Here is a 3,371-nt window from a genome sequence, read left to right as displayed (position 1 = left end):
CGTCGGCGTGGTCAGTGGAGCGGCGGTCTGAGCGCCCGCCGCCGACAGCGACAGGCTGCGCGAGCCGTCGGCCTGGGCAGATGCAGAAGCCAGGACCAAAGCGGCAACCAGAATGATCTTGCGCATGTGAAATCTCCCCGTGTTGGCATGACCGGGACATTACGGAAGGCGTGTGCCACTCGATGTGACTGAGGTCACGCAGGCCGCCCTGCGCTGTCTTCCGCGGCTTCGCTACCGCCGAACGCTCAGCTCCCTGATCGCAAACCCAAGATCACGGGGATCGCCGGGAAAGCGGGTGACAGCGTTCGTCGCCAGCTCGACTGCCAGAGTCTCCGCGCCTGCGAACTCATCGAGCGTGAACGACAGCGGTTCCGCCGGCACGTTTCCTCGATAGATCTCGTGGCCATTGATCTTGACGACGAATTCGCTGCCCGAGATCGGCATGGGCCACAACGCGAGGCGCAATGTTCGCGCCGGCGCCGAAGGCTTGTTCGGGACATCGAAATGCGCGGTGGGAGACGCCCACTGAAGCGCTCCACCAGGCGTCAATTCCTTGCCGAACAGGCCACGTGTCGCGATTCCCGGCGGAGCTTCGGTGCCGATCTCGAGAACGTCGCGGCGGCCCTCCAGATACTCCCGTGACGAGCGATCCGTCGCTACGGATATCAACCGCTGTCCCGGATTGGCGGCGAGCCGTTCGGCCGACACGAGGCAGTCGAACTTGTCCCAACCGATCGGCAAATAGGCGCGCCCGGTCTTGCCGGACCACGAGAAGATGTTTGGTGATGCCCAGGCTATGCCGCGATCGGCCGCGAGACTGCGCAGCACGTGATTCATCATGGGATGAGCGACATCGATGACGACGCCATTGCAGCTTGCGAACTCGGCGGACACGCGATCGTAGTTCCAATCGAGCGACGCCTTCTGCGCGTTGACATGTGCGGCAGCCGTCGGAAGACCAGGAATGCCCGCACCTAACCCTTGCATGACCAACAGCGGTCGCAACGCACCAAGGATCAGGTGAGCAACCACCACGATGACGCTGGCAACGACGGCACCCGGCTCCCCGCGCTTTGCCGCGATGGGGGCAACGAGAAGGGTGAAGAGCATCGGCGCCGCCATTGCCAGTCCCTTGCCTGCCGCCCAGGCGTGACCAGCTGCGAGAATGGCGATCGGCACGAGGCAGCCTGCCAGGCTGCCGGCCAGAAGACGGGCGGCGCTACCGTCAGGCTCAGTACGCCAGATCGTCCAGACCGCTTTGGCAACGCCCCTCAACAGCACGAGCAGGAAACCGTAGAGCAGCAGCTTCCACACGAACGCGACGGCGACGGGCCAACTTGCGGACGGGAGCACGGCATATAAGCCGAGGCCGCCGACCGCTGCTTCGACCGGCAGCGAGAACCACGCATCTGCCAATTCTCCGAGGCGGCTGTCGGGATTGGCAATGATCTCGAGGAAATTCGCTTCGCCGCCGAACAGATAACGTTGAAAATACTTCCACCAGTCCGGCGGATAGGCCGCTGCATGGCTCAGCTGGCGAACGACATAGGCGGCTGTGCCGGACCAGTGCGGAATGCAAGCGAGCAGCGATAGTCCGATGCCTGCCACCAGGCCGGTTGCAGCTACAGGCAGGGTCTGCCGCGATGCCCGCTGACCGATCGCCACCACGACGATGATTGTGGCGGCAAGTCCGTAGACCGTCAGTGATTCCGGATAGAGAAAGAACGCGCCCGTCATCAGCGCCGCAAAGACGGCTGCCAGCCGGGTGATCGAACCCGGCACCTGTCCAAAACGATCCTTGTCGAAGGCCAACGCGACAAAGGCGAGAAGGAGCAGGAAGATGGGCTGCGCAGCAAGCTGAGACCACGCATTGATGTCGAAGACGTATTGCTCGAAGAATCCGACCGTAAGCGCCGACGCGCAGATCCATGCCAGCGAGCGCCGCATCGCGAGCGCGTTGACGAAAACGAACAGCGCCGCAAACAGCATGTTGAGCTGCATGCCGACCATGTACGGATAGGCGCAATCGACGACGTCGCCGCGGCTCGCGACGGCGAAGGCCGCATGCATCATCGACACGGCGCTGCGCCAATCGATGAACCACAACGCCGCCACAGCCAGGGGATCGGCCTGCGCGCTCTCTACGCCATGGACGACCAGCGTTGCGTAGTCGAGCGTTCGGTAGGAAATCGACGCGCCGACATAGAGCAGGTGATCGTAGACATTCGCCTGGAAGACGCGGAAGCGTGGACCTCCGGTCCAGCCGGGCGCAAGACAGAGGATTGCAACGGCCGCAACGGTCATGGCCGACCGGACCCCGGTCGATATGCTCCGCCGCCATGGTCCATCCCGAACGATCATTGCGGCTGCAACGACGAGACCGGTAGCCGCCATCGCCAGCAGCGTAACCCATGGCGTAACGCCGGACAGGTACAGGAGGGCGGTCCCGGCCGCGAGCAGGCCGAAGCCAAGGGGCGGCGCGAGCGCCCAGCGAACGGCGAAACCTTGCGACGGCAGAAGCAGGGAGAACGGAAGGCCGATGGCTCCGCACATCGATACGAAGAGCCCGACCATCAGGATATCGTGCATCACTGCGACTGCCCCCTGACCGGAAGTAGTTGCGGTGAACGCATCTCGTGTCAATTCGGACGCAGCTCGGCTTCCGACAGGAAGCAGCCGTCATTGCCGGCGGGAATCGCGATCGCAAACAGCGGGAAGTGGACCTGGCCCAGCATCGAGGCGCTGGTGCCGCAAGAGGGATTCGAACCCCCGACCCCGTCATTACGAATGACGTGCTCTACCAACTGAGCTATTGCGGCGAACCCTGCCGGGGCCAAGGCGAAGCCGGCCCCGATACGCGCGCTCCTGATATCGGGCATGGCCCGAATTGGCAAGGACAAGCCGGGTTCGAAATGCGGCTCACGCGCCCCAGCGGGACCAGAATCCGCGCCACCCCCCGGCCTGGGCCTTGGGTGTGCCGATTTGTTCCGTAAATTCGTCGCTCGGACCCTCGTCATCGATCCCGGGATCGTCGGGCGCCCGGACGATCGGGATGACCGCGGGTATCGGCGCTGCTGCGGGTTTACCGAGATCCGCGCGGGCCCTGAACACCGGTGTTGCCGCCGGGGGCGTTGATTCGGCGGGCTCGGGGGCCGGTTGGACCGGTTCGGCAGGCGCGACTGCCGGCTCTTCTTTGGCAATCAGGGGTGAATTGTCCTGGGCGGCCGGCGCTGGAGCTGGAGCTGTCACCGTCGGTTCCACTTGGCTTTCGCCGGGGGCCGCCGTCACCCGCTTCGGCGGCGGGGCCGCCAGCATGGCCTCCTCGAAGGCGGAGGATTCGATCGTGGCGCCCCTGTCCGAAGGCAGGCTCG

The 3,371-nt window shown here is 64.6% G+C and carries 1 protein-coding gene, 1 tRNA gene and 1 pseudogene; all 3 read right to left on the bottom strand.

Features of this window, described 5'->3' with window-relative positions; all coding sequences use genetic code 11:
* Positions 1–231 precede the first annotated feature (231 nt).
* Positions 232–2,574: a hypothetical protein gene (locus MOV75_RS31760; protein ID WP_247007293.1), complete on the bottom strand. Its 2,343-nt coding sequence runs from the start codon at positions 2,572–2,574 to the stop codon at positions 232–234.
* A gap of 169 nt (positions 2,575–2,743) precedes the next feature.
* A tRNA-Thr gene (locus tag MOV75_RS31755) sits at positions 2,744–2,819 on the bottom strand.
* Positions 2,820–2,919: 100 nt separating this feature from the next.
* Positions 2,920–3,371, bottom strand: a pseudogene (locus tag MOV75_RS31750) (hypothetical protein); the annotation flags it as partial.

Origin of the sequence: Bradyrhizobium sp. PRIMUS42, from assembly GCF_023006515.1 — a bacterium.
GTDB lineage: Bacteria > Pseudomonadota > Alphaproteobacteria > Rhizobiales > Xanthobacteraceae > Bradyrhizobium.
The sequence above is the reverse complement of the archived record's forward strand: the minus strand, read 5'-3'. Positions and strand labels throughout refer to the sequence as shown.